Origin of the sequence: Fictibacillus gelatini DSM 15865 (genome assembly GCF_000430745.1) — a bacterium.
GTDB lineage: Bacteria > Bacillota > Bacilli > Bacillales > Fictibacillaceae > Fictibacillus_A > Fictibacillus_A gelatini.
In genome coordinates, this window is the sequence record NZ_AUMP01000048.1 from 1 (window position 1) to 18103 (window position 18103).

12 protein-coding genes and 2 pseudogenes are annotated in these 18103 nt (G+C 35.4%); 11 read left to right on the plus strand and 3 right to left on the minus strand.

Translation table 11 applies throughout. From position 1 onward, the window contains the following. Positions 1 to 252: pseudogene (locus tag H538_RS0116570) on the minus strand (IS21 family transposase); the annotation flags it as partial. Positions 253 to 858: 606 nt separating this feature from the next. On the opposite strand from H538_RS0116570, the gene H538_RS0116575 reads away from it, so the two are divergent. The 11 genes and pseudogenes from H538_RS0116575 (at position 859) to H538_RS25690 (ending at position 15465) form a co-directional block, all read left to right on the plus strand. Then, positions 859 to 1251: an ArsR/SmtB family transcription factor gene (locus H538_RS0116575; protein WP_026678555.1), complete on the plus strand. Its 393-nt coding sequence runs from the start codon at positions 859 to 861 to the stop codon at positions 1249 to 1251. 23 nt (positions 1252 to 1274) lie between these two features. Continuing rightward, positions 1275 to 3638, plus strand: a complete 2364-nt coding sequence (locus H538_RS0116580; protein ID WP_026678556.1) for a heavy metal translocating P-type ATPase — start codon at positions 1275 to 1277, stop codon at positions 3636 to 3638. A gap of 1011 nt (positions 3639 to 4649) precedes the next feature. Continuing rightward, positions 4650 to 4778 carry a hypothetical protein gene (locus tag H538_RS26985; protein ID WP_281172199.1) on the plus strand — a complete coding sequence of 43 codons (129 nt, stop codon included), beginning with the start codon at positions 4650 to 4652 and terminating at the stop codon, positions 4776 to 4778. A 696-nt stretch (positions 4779 to 5474) separates the two neighbouring features. Further along, entirely contained in the window at positions 5475 to 6725 is a 1251-nt protein-coding gene (locus H538_RS0116590) for a hypothetical protein (RefSeq protein ID WP_026678557.1), read from the plus strand. 176 nt (positions 6726 to 6901) lie between these two features. After that, a complete protein-coding gene (locus H538_RS0116595) occupies positions 6902 to 8272 on the plus strand; it encodes a sensor histidine kinase (protein WP_026678558.1) in 1371 nt (456 codons plus the stop codon). Positions 8273 to 8274: 2 nt separating this feature from the next. Further along, positions 8275 to 8946, plus strand: a complete 672-nt coding sequence (locus tag H538_RS0116600; RefSeq protein WP_025726860.1) for a response regulator transcription factor — start codon at positions 8275 to 8277, stop codon at positions 8944 to 8946. Between the two features lie 351 nt (positions 8947 to 9297). Then, positions 9298 to 10272 (plus strand): F510_1955 family glycosylhydrolase, encoded by a 975-nt coding sequence (locus H538_RS0116610; RefSeq protein ID WP_025726862.1) that lies wholly within the window; start codon positions 9298 to 9300, stop codon positions 10270 to 10272. A gap of 106 nt (positions 10273 to 10378) precedes the next feature. After that, positions 10379 to 11110 (plus strand): urease accessory protein UreH domain-containing protein, encoded by a 732-nt coding sequence (locus H538_RS0116615; RefSeq protein ID WP_026678559.1) that lies wholly within the window; start codon positions 10379 to 10381, stop codon positions 11108 to 11110. Positions 11111 to 12040: 930 nt separating this feature from the next. After that, a pseudogene (gene istA / locus H538_RS24170) lies at positions 12041 to 13302 on the plus strand (IS21 family transposase). Continuing rightward, positions 13299 to 14063 (plus strand): IS21-like element helper ATPase IstB, encoded by a 765-nt coding sequence (gene istB / locus H538_RS0116630; protein ID WP_026678561.1) that lies wholly within the window; start codon positions 13299 to 13301, stop codon positions 14061 to 14063. The pseudogene istA and the gene istB overlap by 4 nt, the downstream one beginning before the upstream one ends. Positions 14064 to 14223: 160 nt before the next feature. Then, entirely contained in the window at positions 14224 to 15465 is a 1242-nt protein-coding gene (locus H538_RS25690; RefSeq protein ID WP_081412693.1) for a peroxiredoxin family protein, read from the plus strand. 113 nt (positions 15466 to 15578) lie between these two features. Here H538_RS25690 and H538_RS0116640 read toward each other — a convergent pair whose 3' ends face one another. Both H538_RS0116640 and H538_RS0116645 read right to left on the minus strand, forming a co-directional pair. After that, positions 15579 to 16286 carry a cytochrome c biogenesis protein CcdA gene (locus H538_RS0116640; RefSeq protein ID WP_026678563.1) on the minus strand — a complete coding sequence of 236 codons (708 nt, stop codon included), beginning with the start codon at positions 16284 to 16286 and terminating at the stop codon, positions 15579 to 15581. A 369-nt stretch (positions 16287 to 16655) separates the two neighbouring features. Next, positions 16656 to 17996, minus strand: a complete 1341-nt coding sequence (locus H538_RS0116645; protein ID WP_035351257.1) for an IS1380 family transposase — start codon at positions 17994 to 17996, stop codon at positions 16656 to 16658. Positions 17997 to 18103: the final 107 nt, after the last annotated feature.

The following is an 18103-nucleotide window of genomic DNA, read 5'->3' on the forward strand; positions in this document are numbered from 1 at the left end:
GCCTTGTTTGCGAATTTCATCAAGTATTACCACCGCATTAAAGCAACCTTCATCCATTCGCTGGCGAATATAATCCTTATAAGGATCCAGTTTACTCGGACGTTGTTTTCTTTTATATACCGGTAGCTCATCTTTATTAAGCCACTTTCTGACGGTTTTTCTGTCACACCCTAATTCATTAGCAATGTCTGTAATGTACATTCCTTTTTGTTTCATTTCTTTGATCATAAAAAATTCCCCATTCGTTATAATTTTGAACAACTCCCTCCCAGAGGGATTGTCCGGTAAACGTGGGGAATTTTCAACCGGAACTATTGAGTATTCTATCACCGGATTCTACAATAGGACATCTCCGTTATTTTTTTCACCTTAAATAAAACAATTTAGACATTTTTTGTACATTGAAAATAAAAGGAATTATAAATACTTGGTTAATTTTGTTATAACTGATCCTAAATCTTATTCAGAATGGAATATGACATCTATCTTTTGACATTTTCCCCCAAGGGATGAAGAATCTTTAATTAATTTATTGACTTTTTATCCAAAATCAATCTGCCTTCAGCAACTAAATATGAATGTAAATCAGTTATATCTTGTGCAACACGAACGTGACCCTGATCATGGTGATGATTGTGTTCGTGATGTGATTCGTCTGAATAAGCAAATTGTTGATTTGTTCCAATTGTTTCTCATCATATCTTCCTTACAAGTTGATAAGAGTGTCTTATATATTATCCTTTGTAAAGACGAATATTGATTGACATATCAGAGATATGCTTCATATAATTAAAACAATCATATGAACATATGAATTATTGTTCATATATAAAAGGGTGTGAGTAAATGAAAAATAAAATGATAACAGAAGAACGACCTGAGACAGTAGAATTATGTGAAGAAACTTGTGATAAAACGGTGATTCATGCAGAAGTCGTAACAAAGGTTAAAGAAAAGATCCCAAGTCTAGAAGTCTTATCTGAGATGGCGGAACTATTTAAAATACTTGGTGATAGAACAAGAACACGTATTTTATACGCTTTATTTGAATCGGAAATGTGTGTATGTGATTTAGCGTATTTACTCGGTATGTCGCAATCTTCTATTTCTCATCAGTTGCGGGTACTAAAGCAAGCCAAGCTAGTAAAAAATCGAAAAGAAGGAAAAGTAGTGTATTATTCACTTGCTGATAGTCATATCATTCAGATTTTTGATCAAGTATTGAAACACGTTAATGAAGATAAAATATAAAAAGGAAGAGAGACGGGAATCGGATGGAAGAGCAAAAACAGAAGATAAAGCGAGAATTTACGTTAGAAGGATTGGATTGTGCGAATTGCGCCATGAAAATTGAAAATGGTGTAAAAGGGATAGCTGGTGTTTCAGCTTGCTCTGTTAATTTTGCAACCAAAACACTTACGTTGGAAACAGAACAAACAAAAGAGGAAACTGTTGTATCCGAAGCAAAGAAAAAAGTAAAAATGTTAGAACCGCATATTAACCTACAAGAAAAAGGAATCATTACTCGAACCTTATTCTTAAAAGGATTAGATTGTGCACATTGTGCTGCAAAAATCGAACAAGAAGTGGGACAGCTAGAGGGTGTTACATCATCCACTGTTGATTTTGTTTCCAAAAAACTAATTTTTGAAAGTTCTAATCCATCTAACATAGATCGATTAGAAACAGAAGCGACAAAGATTATTAAACGATTAGAACCGGAAGTAGAAGTCGTGTCAGAATCGCACGATCATGAACGTGATCATAGCAATGATACCGGAAGTGAAGATACGAAAAAATTGTTAGTTCGATTAGGAATTAGTGCCATAATAGCCGGTATTGGGATGTTCGCACCTGTTTCCAGTACTATACAGCTCGGATTGTTTCTTATTGCCTACATTATTATAGGGGGAGACATTGTTCTAAATGCGGTTAAAAATATTCTGAGAGGGCAAGTGTTTGATGAGCACTTTCTAATGGCTCTAGCAACTATCGGAGCATTTGCCGTCAAGCAGTACCCAGAGGGAGTAGCTGTTATGCTATTCTATCAAGTAGGCGAATTATTTCAAGGGATTGCGGTTAATCGTTCCCGCAAGTCTATCAGTGCATTGATGGATATTCGGCCAGACTATGCTAATGTAAAGGTCGGTAATGATATTCAACGAGTGTCTCCAGAAGAAGTGAGAATTGGAGATCTCATTGTGGTAAAACCCGGTGAAAAAGTTCCATTAGACGGAAAAGTCGTAGAAGGTAGCTCTATGGTGGACACATCTGCTTTAACAGGAGAATCAGTCCCACGGGAAGTGGAAGCTGGAAGTGATATGTTAAGTGGTTTCATCAATAAAAATGGAGTCTTAACGGTTGAAGTTTCAAAAGGATTTGGAGAATCAACTGTATCTAAGATTTTAGACCTTGTCCAAAATGCAAGTAGTCGAAAAGCACCAACAGAAAATTTTATTACTAAATTTGCTCGTTATTATACACCCATAGTTGTGATCGTTGCAGTTGCATTAGCCTTAATACCACCACTTGCAATAAGTGGAGCAACGTTTTCAGATTGGGTGTATCGGGCATTGGTATTCTTGGTTATTTCCTGTCCATGTGCGCTTGTAGTTTCCATTCCGCTCGGATTCTTCGGGGGAATTGGTGCTGCATCCAAAGCGGGTATCCTTGTAAAGGGTAGTAACTATTTAGAAGCTTTAAATGATGTGAAATATGTTGTATTCGACAAAACGGGTACGCTAACCAAAGGTGTATTTAACGTGACAAGTATCCATCCAGTGGGTACGATGTCTAAAGAAGAATTGTTAGAATATGCAGCGTTTGCAGAAGTTCATTCCAACCATCCTATTGCCCAATCTATTCGCAGTGCATATGGGCAAGTGATTAAAGAAGAGGCTATCCAAGGTTATAATGAAATATCTGGACATGGGATTCAAGTAACAGTCAATGGAAAAGAAATCTTAGTTGGAAATGCAAAGCTCATGACAAAAGAACAAATCTCGTTCAAAGAGCCAAGTGAAATTGGAACCATTGTTCATGTCGCAGTAGATAAACAATATGCGGGATACATTGTTATTTCAGATGAAGTAAAAGAAGATTCAGCACAAGCTATCCGTTCATTAAAGAAACTAGGTATTAAAAAGACAGTCATGTTGACGGGAGATGCCAAAACAGTCGGAGATACGGTAGGAAAACAGTTAGGACTGGATGAAGTACATGCCGAATTGTTGCCGCAACATAAAGTAGCTGAAATTGAGAAGTTAGATGCACAAAAATCTCCAAAAGAAAAACTCGTGTTTGTCGGTGACGGTATTAATGACACACCTGTTCTGGCGCGAGCAGATGTAGGCATAGCAATGGGGGGATTTGGTTCTGATGCAGCCATTGAGGCGGCAGACATCGTCATTATGACAGATGAACCTTCTAAAATCCCAACGGCCATTGGTATCGCAAGACATACTCGTAGAATTGTATGGCAAAATATTATGTTTGCTTTAGGAGTGAAGGGAATTTTCCTTCTATTAGGTGCTTTTGGGATTGCAACAATGTGGGAAGCTGTTTTCTCAGATGTAGGTGTCACAGTACTAGCCGTTCTAAATGCCATGAGGGTGTTACGAGTGAAACAAACTTTATAATAACAAAGCCAACCTGTTTATGGTTGGTTTTGTTTGTGTATTTGAACACTTTGCGTAAGAAAAGTATGGTGCACTCAAAGGATTATGAAAATTTAATCAGTAGATATATTTCACATATATTATCCGTTTAATGACTTATAAAAAGAATGGATAGAGAAAAGCTGGTGTTTTCGATAACCAAAGCTGAAGAAGGAGAGATTGTCAGTGGCTCTAATCTAGCTAACTTATAGTCATTAATTCTGTTTAAATTTTAAACAATGGTGAAGAGACAAAAAAGAAGGGTTCGGGGTTTTGTGGGAATTTAGTGTAACGGAAACACAGTAAGAAAAATGATTCGATGGTCAGATATCATTTGTGAATATGGAAGTATATAATCCACAAGAGGTAGCGAGTGTGACTTGCTGTCACTTCTTTATTTAAATAGTTGTTTAATACAATATAGATAGTGGATGAATGGTAATTATAAATATCCTTATGGTAGTATATGTAGGTTATGTGGTGTATGAAATGAAGCAACAAAACAACATGAGTAGTTTAGGAGTTTGTTCTAATTTGGTATCGTTTATATTAAGTGAATATGAAAAACACAAAAAACCTATCATATCAAGGATCATTCATTTTATAGCTGCGAGAGTTGAAACATTAGAATAATAAGTGAATTGCCCCCCTAAATTCGGACACATCCTATCCTATTTTAGTTATTCTTTAAATTTCTCTTTTTTCTTGGATTAGATATGGGATACTAATTCATACATCTTCATAAGTTATCCACAATTTCTACATCAATTTTTCATAATTGGTGTTTACGATGAAGGTATGAAGGTAAATAAAAAAGGAGATGTTAATCATAAAAAGCTTATAAGTGGAATCTTCTTTGCTGCTACGTTAGTATTATAAATAGGTATAGGGGTATTTGTGTATAGTAACGGTCAGGGAAGATACCTTGAATTTCGTTCAGATGATTCCATTAGCGAAGGAATGCACAGCTAGATAATGTGTGAGGTGATGATCATGATGGGTGGTATGATGAGTGGTTGGGGAATGATGGGATTTGGATTCTTCGGCTGGCTCCTTAACCTGTTCATCATTGGATTAGTTGTCTATTTTGCCGTAAAATTAGCATTACGCAATAAAGACTAAAACAACTTTATATGGCTAATTAAGTAGGAGAGGGTAAATAACCCTTCTCCTTTTACAACAACGTACGTGCATTTCAGCATATGCGGCGGTTCTGTTAGGTCTCACGAATATATTCGTTTTGTTGTTAAAGACTCTCTAGCCCTTCGTTCTCCCAAGGATTTTATGCAGTCTGAAGCTACAGGAGATTTGGCAATATTTCTTCCGAGTTTTCCCCATTTTGGAATGCCCCTAATTTTTGGGCACATCTAACTTCATTTTTGTTATCCTTAAATTTTTTGTTTATTCTGACAAGTAAAAAAACCTCTCCTTCCTTTTACTCGAACTTCTTTAATCATCCATACTTCTTCGAGAATTGTCCCTCCGTAAATTTCCGTAAATAGAAAAAACAGCAGTCTTATAAGCTCAACCTGCTGTTTATTTATAAATACTTCTATCTATAAAATAATTTTTTTCGTTTCTTGTTATTTGCTTTGCTCCTTTCTCGTTGCGGACAGTTTATATTCACTCTCCCCTGAAGCAGTAAATAATCCTGCTTTTTACTAAACTGAAAGGAATGGTAGTAACAAAATATTTATTCGCTATGACGAATTTAAATTGTTCCATTTATTAAAATTCATAATTTCTCCAAATTTATCGTGTAAAATAATGCATATTTTAATTCTGGAATTATTTGTTCAATGGGAAGGAGAAACTGTCATGGGGACTAACTTCGTAAGGATGATTCAAGAGTATCGATCTGACATGGAATCAGTCTACCAAACTTGGTTTATAGATAATGACCAAAGATTAAAAGCATTCCGTACTATTCGAAACGGTGTAATAGAGGTAATTAACGATATAGAAAACAATACATTCGGAAACGACTTTAAGGGGTCCTCTTTAGAAATTGTTGTGACAGCCATTGCAGAACAAAAACAAGTTTTTGAAGGAGCCGCCCATGCATTTTATTGGAAACCAAAACTACGAATACCCGATATTTATGAAAATGAACTTAATAAAAAGGCTTTTGGCAGATTTTTGAAATCATGTCTACAAGCGACAACAGAAAAGCAACTTGTAGAAGAAATAGTAAAACTAGACCAATTACAAATTAAAGGGCTTGGACCTGCTGTAGCTAATATTCTCTATTTTCTTCATCCAACTTTTTTCCCGCCTTTTAATACAGCTATTGTAAAAGGGTTTAATCTTCTATTTGACCAAAAAATTAAGCTTGGTTCATGGCAAGAATATTTAAAAATGAGAGGAATCATTTTAGATTTTAATGAGAAACATAGAAATTTACTTTCCAAGGACCTTGGTGCAATAGGAGGACTCTTTTTTGAAATTGGAACGGGGAGATTAGTAATTAGCGAAAACTATGAAATCACATTAGAAAGTATGGAAAAACAAACAAAAGCAAAAATGAAACGTCATACTGAAGTGATAAATGATGCGATCGAGGAAAATGACCATTCGGAAATGCAATATCATTTAGCAAGGTTAGGAAAATCACTTGGTTATGATGTATGGATTGCCCAAAATGATCATAAAAGAGAATGGAATAACCAAAAGTTGGGGGAATTTTCCTTAAAACGATTAAATCTGCCAAATATCCCTCAGCCAGTAAAGGAAACCGTCGCACTAATTGATGTTATTTGGTTAGACAAAGAAAAAAGAATTGTTGGCGCATTTGAAGTTGAAAAAAGTACATCTATTTATTCAGGGATTTTAAGACTCTTTGATTTGGCTTTAACTATGAATGGAAACGAAACTAAGTTTTATTTAGTTGCTCCAGATAAACGCGAGAAAGAGATAAAAGCACAACTATTAAGGCCTTCTATTCGACATTCGAATGCTTGCCAAATTTCTTACATATTATTCTCTGACCTTCGATGTGATTGTGATGCGATGTGCAAATTTGGTAATGACATTGGTGTTTTAGACAAAGTTTCGAGAAATGTTGGATAAGTATCTATACGTTTCACTCCGATGGAAAATTGGGGAATAATAGAATACAAATACTCCATGAATAAGGGAGAGGAACAGATTAAGGCTAAAAATTCAACCAATGAATCTCCTATCAGTTTCTTCTCCAATTTATAAGGACCCCAAATAGCTATGGGCTGAATGGGAAGGGAAAAAAAGTGAGAAAAATTTCGTTCAAATTAGGATTATTATTTTTTGTATTTGTATTAGGAGTAGAGACGGTTTTATTTGCGTCTTTATATGTTACTCTGGTTCATTCGAGAATTAATGAGGAATTTGAGCAACTATTAGCAAGAGGGAACAGCCACCGCGATGTGTTAGAAAAAAATTATAATCCTTCTACGTTAGAACATGTCACATTGATGGAGTCTGAAGCGGAGACAGACGTCGTGATTACCAATGACAAGGGAAATATATTGTATTTTTCAAATAATATTTTACCAGTTGCTAAAAGAATCATTAAAAAAACAAATAAAAACATTCCCTATGGTGGAATGATAGTGCAAAAAAACTGGCAAAAGGAGTCGCATATTGCAACCGTAAGCCCGATTCGGATTAACGGCAAGCTAAAAGGATATGTCTATATGTTTCAAAATACCGATTCTATTCAATATATGATTTACAAGTTAAAGCACCATTTTATGATGGTTGGAATTCTTTCTGTCTTTTTAACCATTATTACCATTGCTTTCTTATCAAGAGTCATTACCATACCTCTCATTCGTATGAAACAGATGACCGAAAAATTAAGTAAAGGTGATTTTTCTGTTCGATTACAAGTAAAAGGGGAGGACGAATTGGCGGAATTAGGGAAAGCCATTCAAACATTGGCACTGGATTTAGAATTCTTAAAAAAAGAAAGAAAAGAATTTCTCGCCAGTATATCTCATGAGCTTCGTACCCCACTGACTTATGTAAAAGGATATGCTGATATAGCTAGGAGACCCAATATTGAAGAAGCAGAGAGAAATCGATATTTGTCCATAATCTATGAAGAAGCAGAGCATATGCAAAAATTGGTAAAAGATCTCTTTGAGTTAGCACAGATGGATCAACATTCCTTTCACATTCATAAGGAACCTACAAACTTATGTGCATTCTTAAAAAAATTATGTGACAAAATGAATCCTGCTTTTCAAGCGAAAAACATGTCTCTTGTCTATTACTGTGATGGGAACATTACTGCCCACATAGACCAAAAACGTTTTGAGCAAGTAATGATGAATCTGTTAGACAATGCTTTAAAATATTCCGATCAAGGTTCTACCGTCACTATTGATGTAAGGGAGGAGAAAAAGAACATTGTAATGATTGTTTCGGACGAAGGAACGGGAATTCCTGAAGAGGATTTGCCGCATATTTTTGAACGGTTATACCGAGTGGAAAAATCAAGATCAAGAACCAACGGCGGAACGGGATTAGGCTTAGCAATAGTAAAAGAAATTATTGAAGCTCATGGAGGTTCTATTTATGCGGATAGTATCTACGGAAAAGGAACAAAAGTAATGATTACATTACAGGAGGGATGAGCATGTACACGATTTTACTAGTTGACGATGAAAAACGAATGTTAGATTTACTTGATCTTTATCTTTCGCCTAAAGGGTATCATTGTGTAAAGTGTGAATCCGGTTTATCAGCGATACAGTACTTAGAAAAGAACAAAGCTGATTTAGTCTTGCTCGATATAATGATGCCGGAACTGGATGGTTGGGAAACTTGTAAACGAATTAGAGAATTTTCTAATATCCCTATTATCATGGTAACTGCAAGAGATCAAACATTGGATAAAGTAAAAGGACTTAAAATGGGGGCGGATGATTATATCACAAAACCATTTAACGAATCCGAGTTGCTTGCTCGAATAGAGGCTGTACTACGCCGTTCGATAGGGATACATTCAAAAATTGAGTTACAAGGTTTAGTATGGGATGAAGGCCAGCATAAAGTTCAATATAAAAACCAGCCTATTTGTTTAACACCTAAAGAGTTTGCTGTATTAGGGCTTTTTCTGAAAAATCCAAGCAGAGTATTTAGCAGAGAACAAATCATCGTGTCATTATGGGGCTATAACGCAATCACAGAAGAACGTACAATAGATTCTCATATAAAAAATATTAGAGAAAAACTTAGACAAGCTGGTTTTCCGATAGATCAATATCTCCAAACTGTTTGGGGGGTAGGATATAAATGGGAGGTATAAGATGAGAGCATGAACATGCAAATCATTACACTATTCAATTAATATGAAAATGTTGTTTACCTCTCTAATATTGTGCTAATTATTATTTTCAGTGATTTAGTACTTGTACCAAGATGAACGTATTTTGATTTTAGAAAGGCACGTTTTTAAATTTTACAGGGAAAGAATTGAAGTAAATGATCTCCGTTTATTATATCGCAATGGATTTAGGAACTAACATAACTTCAAGGATTTTAGAAAGAATTATAACGAAGTTTTTTGGAAATAAACTTCTTAAATTCTATAAATATTTCTGTAAAAAAATTAAAAAAATAATATATCTACCTATTAAACGAAAAAGGGGCATCAGTAATGAAAAAAATGGTTAAAGCGATTATGTTAACATCCACCATACTTCTCCTAGGCGCTTGTTCATCATCAAATAACAAAGATCAATCCTTTATTACTAGTAAAGATCAATCAAAATCCAACGTATCTGTTACAAATAATCCATTCTTTAAAGAAAAGAAAGCAGGAAAATTCGAACATTTGCATGGAATTGGTTATGCAGGAAATAAAAATGCCATTTACTTTGCAACACATAAAGGTTTACTCGTTTACCAAAATAACAGGTGGTATGAAACGACATCAAATAAACATGATTATATGGGCTTTTCTGCAACAGACGATGGATTTTATTCATCGGGACATCCAGAAGAAGGCTCTTCTTTAGGAAATCCTCTTGGCCTTGTAAAAAGTTTTGATAATGGACAAACATTAATGAACTTAGGATTCTATAAAGAATCTGATTTCCATTATATGACGGTTGGCTATAAAACTCACATAATTTATGTAGTGAATCAAGTAGAAAACAAAACACTAGGACAAGGGGTATATTACAGTAAAGACGACGGCAAAACGTGGTCGCAAAGTCAACTAAATGGATTACCGCAAACTTCTGCAGGAACGATTGCTGCTCACCCAACAAAAGAAAATATGGTCGGAATTAGTACGCCAGAAGGAATTTTCGTTTCAAAAGATAATGGAAATACGTTTGAACGGTTTACTCGAAAAATTAATACGACAACTTTTGTATTCCAAGAAAAATCCATTTTATTTGCTGCTGTAGAGAATAATAAGCCTATACTTATAAAACAATCGTTAGATTCAAAACAGGAGGAAGTTCTTTCTGTTCCTGCACTGGATGAAAAAGACCATATCATGTATATAGCCTCTAATCCGGCAAATGAAAAGGAAATTGTGATCGTCACCATGACTGGGGATATTTTTATGACAAAAAATAACGGTGAAAACTGGACAAAGCTAGCTTCAAAAGGGGAAATTTAGGACAAAGACATGTTGCCAGCATGTCTTTGTTATTTACCACTTCATAATTTCTGCAAAATTTATTGCTGCAATATAGATTCTGGTAGAGAAGAAGGTGATAAGAATGATATATTCATTGTTGAGTCAAATTAGTAACTTTCTAAGTCAACCATTTCTGAATATTGCGAATACAACGACATCTATTCCCGTTTTGTCAGCCTTTGTTCTTGGTATAGTGGGAGCAATGGCTCCGTGTCAACTCACCGGTAACTTAGGAGCGATCACGTTATACAGTAATCAGTCCTTGCAAAAAGGAATTGCGTGGAAAGAGTTGCTCCTATTTATTTTGGGTAAAATCATTGCTTTTTCTGGTTTAGGCTTGATTGTCTGGCTGATGGGGAAAGAGATTCAAAGTACACTAACATTATATTTTCCGTGGTTAAGAAAGCTGATCGGTCCCATACTCATTTTTGTAGGTTTATATTTGTTAGGGCTCTTTAAAATGTATTGGAACTTAACGTTGTTCAGAGTGCCTGAGCGATTTTTAAAGAAAGGCAAAACAGGCGCCTTTTTAATGGGTTTCGGCTTTTCATTAGCTTTTTGCCCAACGATGTTTGTGCTGTTTTTTGTTACTCTTATGCCTCTTATATATTCAACGTTTTATGGGGTGCTATTACCGAGTGTCTTTGCCGTCGGAACCTCTGTGCCTGTTATTTTCTTCATCTTTATCCTTTGGTACTTAGGATTTAGCGGTACTCTAATGAAAAAAGGAAAACAAGCAGGAAGGTTCGTTCAGAAAGCAGCTGGCATTGTGATGGTTTTACTTGGCATATTAGACACCATCACTTATTGGTTCTAAAGTTAGGAAAAGGAGGAAAACAGAATGGGAATGTTTGGAGGTTCTGCGATGATGATCGGGATAATGTTATTCTGGGGTGTATGAATCGGCGTTGGTTTTTATCTCTTATATCGTTTTAACAATGACTATAAAGAAGAGTTATCTCCGATTGAAATATTAAAAGTACGATTAGCCAAAGGAGAGATCATCTTAGGCGAATTTGAACAGCTATCCAAAAAGTTATAGTAAAATTCAGTCTTTTTTCGTTATATTGAGCACAGTAAAGCGATTTAATACAATTGTTCCCCCAATTCAATTTATATAGATGAAGGAAGTTGTTGATAAGAGAGTATTGTCAACAGCTTCTTTTGTTTTTTAGCTTTTTATGAACATAGTAACCTCTCATCCTCATTCAACTTGACCTCTTATATTACATGTCTTCTTCTTTAGTTTTTACTCCTATCGTAAGCACTTCTGTGATATCGATATTTAACGAACTTTAGAGAATAGAGAAGGTTAGCTCTTAAAGAAATATATTTTTTATGCGCCATTATTTTTAAAAATCTTAGTTCTTTATTCTATTTACTTGATTCCATTCATAGATATTAATAATAGAATTTATAAGGGAGAGTAAAAATGCGAAAACAGTCTTCTCCAAAAAATACAATTGCATACTTATACAGTTTTCTAATTACGTTAATAGTCAGTGTATTTATTTTAAATATGATTATTGCTATTTTTTTTAAGAAGTTTTTAGTTTCTGAGTATTTAAGGGACCTTACATGGAAAGTGGAGTCCGTTTCATTTATATACATATTAGGGATGGAAAACCATTATTTCTCTCAGCGGTGTAATCAACGGTGATAAAATCCCCAATAACAACGGTTTAAAATTCCCCAATAATAACAGATAATCGTTTCGAAACAACGTCTTAGATGGAGTGGAGAAACGATGCTGAAGATTGGGGAGTTTTTTATGATTCGAGAGTTGTATCAGAAAGGCTGGACACAAACAGCGATTGCTAAAGAAACAGGGTTTGATCGGAAAACCATCCATAAGTATCTCAAGGAGGACAAGCTTCCAGAGCGCAAAGTCAATAAGAATAAGAAAGAAAGTAAACTCGATCCTTATAAAAACTATCTTCTTCAACGAATACAAGAAGGGACCACAAATTGTGTCGTTCTCTTAGAGGAAATACAAGCGATGGGATACACCGGCAAGATCACGATATTAAGAGATTTTGTTCGACCTTATCGAGAACAGCCAAAGAAACAAGCTACCTTACGGTATGAAACACCACCAGGTAAATAAGCCCAAATGGACTGGGCCTACGTAGGAAAGTATATGGTGGCCAATCAATACCAAGATATTTATGCGTTCGTTATGGTACTTGGTTATTCTCGGATGAAATATGTGGAGTTTACCACCAATATGAATATGGAAACCTTAATGAAATGCCATATGAACTCATTTGCTTATTTTAACGGTATTCCTGAACAAATTCTCTATGACAACATGAAAACCGTTGTTCTCAAACATACTCCAGTGGAAATTCGATTTAACCGAAAATTTGAGGATTTTCTAGCCTACTACGGTATTATTCCAAATGCATGTCGACCGAAACGTCCCCAAACAAAGGGAAAAGTAGAAAGAGTAGTCAAGTATTTAAAAGAGAATTTTTTTCAACGAAAGCACGAATCTACTCTTCAAGCCTTAAACGAAGACATTCGAACTTGGCTGGATCAAGTGGCCAATCGAAAACCGAATCAAACAACGAAAGAACCGCCGATTCAACGTTTTGAGAAGGAACAGAAGTTCCTTCAATCATGGGGAGTCAAACCGTTATTCCCTACGAATCGTTGGGAAACACGAGAGGTCAGTCAAGATTGTTTTGTTTCATACAGAGGAAAAAATATTCTGTTCCCTATCGCTACGCAGGACAAACGGTCAAAATAAAAGAAACGCTTAACCATCATATTGAGATTTATGATGAACAGGAATGTATCGCGAGACATCCGATATGGATTGGGCAGGCATCCGCACAGATCCAAATGGAACATTGTGAAGGGATCTATTCAAACGAAAAAGGACAGAAAATAAAAGGCGTTCAAGGTTTGGCGACCAACGACCTCTCATCTTCTGCCCCATCTCCAAAAGTAGAACAACGTCCTCTCGCTGCTTACGCAGCATTGGAAGAAGGTGAAACTGTATGATGAAGGACATGTTAATCGAACGATTACAAAAACTCGGTTGGCATCACACAGCCCACCAACTGGATCATTTATTAGAAGACGCTTCTAGAGATAATGTATCATATTCTGAATTTCTAAACACTATTGTTTTACAAGAGATGGAATATCAAGAGTCTCAGCAACTAGAAAAGCGAATGAAACGAGCAAAACTACCTTATATCAAAACGATTCATGATTTTGACTTTTCTTTTCAACCGAGTATCAGTGAAAAGAGAGTAAAAGAAACGCTTACCTGTCGGTTTATTGCCAATGGGGAAATTCGAATTTTACTAGGTCCACCGGGTGTTGGGAAAACACATTTAGCCATTTCTGTTGCGATCGAAGCTATTACTCAAGGATATACCGCTTTATTTGTAACCGCAGGCGATTTAGTGGCAGAATGCCGAAAGGCAAACGAAAAAGGGACTCTCCAACGTTTAGTCAATCGTTGGAGTCGCCCAGACGTACTCATTATTGATGAGGTAGGATATTTTCCTTTTGATGAACTAACGGCGAATGTGTTTTTTCAAGTCATATCGAAACGATATGAACAAGGAGTGATGATTCTTACATCGAATAAAACCTATCTCGAATGGGGAAAAGTATTCGGCGATGATGTATTAGCTACAGCCATTTTAGATCGTCTTTTACATCATGCCATTACCTTTAACATTAAAGGAGATTCTTACCGCCTACGAGAAAAGAAAAAAGCAGGTCTTTATCCTGCCCAGTTATCGAATTAATCGTTCAAAATGGGGAATTTCATTTCGTTGAAATTGGGGAATTTTCAATCGGTGTTGACAAATGACTAAAAAACTTGAATTTTCAATATGTTTCTCCACAATTAATTCATATTTTTAATTTAAAATGAATGAATCACATAAATTTGGGGAGGGATGGTTAATGCAATTTAATAGTATTATAGTTCAAAATGAAAATATTTATCTATTAATCGGCTTGTTAATTAGTTATGTGATGTTTTATTACGGTGTTAGGATATTAAAAATAGAAAGAAACATCATGGATTTAATTTTCAACAGTTTTATTAATGGAGTTCTAATTTGGAAATTAAGCTATGTCGTTTTACACCCCCAATCAGTTCTTCAAAATCCTATGAACATACTTTATTTTAACGGCGGATATGTTGGAATCGGTATTGGGATTCTTTTTATCATAATCTACACTTGGTTAAAAATAAAAAAACAAAATATTCCAATGGATTCTTACACACGGGCAGTGGTTCCAGTATATTTTGGGTATTTTAGTGCTTTTGTATGGATACGCGTAATTGAAGAACCTCAAAATTATCCCAACATTTTGCAAGCTATAGTAGCGGTTTGCTTTTTTATACTATCATCACGATTCAAATCCCAAAAAACTCTACTACAAATTACTATATGGTTTCATTTAATCCAATTTGAAATAGCCTTATATAAAACCAAATTTGTATATGCTGGGATAATATCAAAAGAAGTATTGGTATATATTTCTATAATTATTATCTTTTTATGTATTTCGTACTGGTCAGAGAAACAAGGAAGGAAAAAGGCTGCTATGGACGAGAAAGAGGGGCGGAGAAATGTAGCAAATAATATAGCTTTAGTGGCTATTATTTTAAGTCTTTCCATAACTCCTATGCTTATAAACCAACAGGAAACAGGGAGAATAGTATCTCCTAAAACAGTTATGTCTAACTCATTTGTTTCAGGCAAAATCGGGACTAATAAAGGGGAAGTTGCCCCAGACTTTAAATTACGTTCAATTTCGGGAAATAAAGTGAAGTTGTCTGATTTTCGTGGAAAGACGGTTATATTGAATTTTTGGGCTACTTGGTGTCCGCCTTGCAGAGCAGAAATTCCGGAAATTCAAAAGTTCTATGAAGATAAAAAAAATAACAATGTAGAGATATTAGCAGTAAACTTAACGAATAGCGAAAGTAGTCTTAATGCAGTGAAAGAATTTGTGAAGGATAAAGGAATGACATTTACAATCGTGCTTGATAAAAAAGGAGAGACCAGTAATTTATACAGCATAATAACGATCCCCACTTCGTATATCATCGATAAAAATGGAAATATTAGAGACAAGTATGTGGGTCCTATGTCTTATGAAACGATGGATCGCTTTATCACAAGTATTCAATAATAAACACTAAATATTTTTATAGATAGGGGGGATATGGTCCCGTCTGAGTTGACAGTATCAAGAATGCTTATAACTGTTAATTCATGATTATATCTATTTTCGGATCATAACAGTTAAAAACCTGTGAACCCCCCAAATAAACCTGTAAAAAAGATAATGATTTTTGTCATCCAATCAAAAAACAGCAGTATTCCCATGACAATCATAAGAAATCCCCCAGTTTTTACGATGACTGAGTTATATCTTTTGATCCAATTTAGTTTGCCAATAAAAAATGACATAATGAAAAATGGTACGGCAAAACCTAATACATAGGCGAACATGTATAAAATTGCTGCACTTGGTTTGGTAGCTGCCAACGCTATAACCGATACAAGAATTGGTCCTGTACAGGGAGTCCAGCCTGCGGCAAATCCTATTCCAATTAAGATTGAACCCAAATAACCGGAGGGCTTGTTGCGAAAGATGAACCGTTTATCCTTCATCATAAAAGCTGGTGAAAATACACCTAATATTACTAAACCGAAAAAGATAATTAGTAAGGCGCTAATTTGTCTGATTAAATCTTGATAATCGGCAAATATTTTTCCTATTGCAGAAGTACTAAAACCAATAGCAATGAAGATGACAGAAAAACCGAGTAAGAAAAAAAGTGTATGAAGCATAGCACGTTTTTGAAGCATTACATTCTCTTTCTTTACTTCATCAACTGATACCCCTGTAATGTAAGATAAAAAAGCAGGATATAATGGTAAGCAACAGGGGGAAATAAAAGAGAGCAATCCCGCTCCGAATGCTAGAAATACATTGATATCCCTCATATTGGTTTCCATCCTTTTTTCTTCGATTTTCTCTAACGAAAGGTATATTATCTTGATTATAAAATAAAATTATGCATTTTTTATGGAGAAATGTATTCTTCTTATCATATAAAATTTAAATAAATTTCTTATTAACAATATTACTGTCACCTGAATCCGTGGCTTAATGTTGATTTCAAATGAAATATTTAGTCGAATCAAGGATAATTTGTTATAAAATAATTATTTTATAACTTTAAAAAGTAATTATTACACAAATCTAATAACTTATCGATTTGCTTTATTAAAATAAGCATGGGAAAACAAACCCCTGGTAAATATAAAATCATGGGGCTTGATTCCGGAAAAAACATAAGCATCTTGCTTTATTCAAATTGAAAAAGCCTGATAAATTCTTTGAAAAGAAGGAATCCACCGATTTCCCGTTCCTATTTTTAATCGCCGCTGTCTGGCATGAATAACAAACTTGGCAGCCAGGGTCATGTAATTTTGAATCACGGTTCGAATCCGGCGTCTTTGAACCTTTTTCTTTAACGGGGCATCCTCTTTTTGCAGGCTGACTTGACCGATAAGACGCAGTAAATTGTAAGCAAATAAACCAAAGTGCAACACTAAGGAGTTCGTATCAAACTTACCGGACGGCAATCGTTCTAAGTCTAATTCCGATTTCAATTCACTATGAAATTGTTCGCTCGTTCCATGGTCATGATAAAGATCAATCACGGTAGTCGCCGGGCAAGTAAGGGATGTCCAATAGGTATCAAACGAAATTTCAGGAAGAAGTAGGGTTTGCCCGTCTCTGTCACTTGTTCTTTCGATGACTTCAAATACTAAACGAACAGGTCTGTCCAGGCCTTTGATGGATTCGTTCAAGAAACCGCGGTAAACCGTTTTTCCTTCTCTTTCTTCGCAACACATTCCGTGCTTTTTTGCGATCATTAACCAGCCTTCTGCTGTTTCCTTACGTGGATTTCGTTTGATTATAAAATCGCTCTTTTCTTCATGGCAGATTTTAAGATTGTCTTTACTATCATTTCCTGAATCGGCTCTTAAGAGAAGACGCGTATCAGTCACTTTTTTCGCGTACTGAATGCTTTTTCTGATAAACTCGGGTGTTCCTTTTTGACAATGGTCACTTCCCCGTCGATGTTCAACATGGACCAAATAACCTTCTTGAGCCAAGTAAGCAAAGATTGGGGCAAATCCGTCTACGCCTTTATACGTTCTTGAAACGCCTTCTTTTTTCGTACCAGAATTATCAAACGGAGACACATCAATATCTAATGGCATATAGTCCGTATCATTAATGAGAATTGGAGTCAAAGGCGCATTGATTTTTCGAAGAAGTTTCGCTGATTCTTCAAGGAGAATCGGCTCCCATTTCCGGGTGGCTCCAGCTAGATCTAGACGCTGCCGCAATGTGGAGCAAGAAGGAATATGATCAATCTCAAGGGCATACGCAAAAAAGGAGTCTTCACGAAACGGCTCAATATGTTCAAAATCACTTTTCCCCTGGCATAATAAACCAATATAGGAATAAGCGATATCTTTATTAGAAGAGACAGGAGTCCGCTTGCGCCCGTTTTGTCTTAATTTAACGGCATTTAACCGGGACTTTAATTGTGTTTTCGAAAGTAATTGGCCAATTATGGCAATACCAGAGTGTGAAATTATTTTTTCGTTAGATTCTTCTATAATAAATTTAGCCATATGATCACCTTTAGGGTGAGCTATAAAAGCCCGTTTTTTTCTTTAATTATACCGAAAAGTTGGGTAATTTTGGACTTTTAATAATTTTTAGATCACGGATTCAGGTG